The organism is Acinetobacter sp. ANC 4805, from assembly GCF_022549495.1.
Lineage (GTDB): Bacteria > Pseudomonadota > Gammaproteobacteria > Pseudomonadales > Moraxellaceae > Acinetobacter.
The window spans coordinates 1-291 of record NZ_JAKZGD010000030.1 but is presented as its reverse complement, the minus strand read 5'-3'; the positions used below and the strand labels follow the sequence as shown (position 1 = coordinate 291).

Annotated in this window: 1 protein-coding gene; it reads left to right on the top strand. The window is 45.7% G+C overall.

Annotation, left to right across the window (positions count from 1 at the left end):
• Positions 1 to 291 (top strand): Ig-like domain-containing protein (locus MMP60_RS15860; protein ID WP_241337289.1); only part of this gene is annotated, 291 nt, incomplete at both ends.

The following is a 291-nucleotide window of genomic DNA, read 5'->3' as shown; positions in this document are numbered from 1 at the left end:
TGAGATCACCAATGATGCGACACCTGAATTGACTGGTACGATCAACGATCCAAATGCAAGCATTGTTGTGAATGTGAATGGAGTAGATTATCCAGTCACCAATAATGGCGATGGTACTTGGACTTTAGCAGACAATAGCTTGGCTGCGTTAGCAGAAGGCAGCTATAGCGTTACCGTGACTGCCACTGACTTAGCGGGCAATGTCGGAACAGATACCGCGGTATTAACGATTGATACCACTCCACCAAATGCACCAGTACTTGATCCAATCAATGCAACAGATCCGATTAC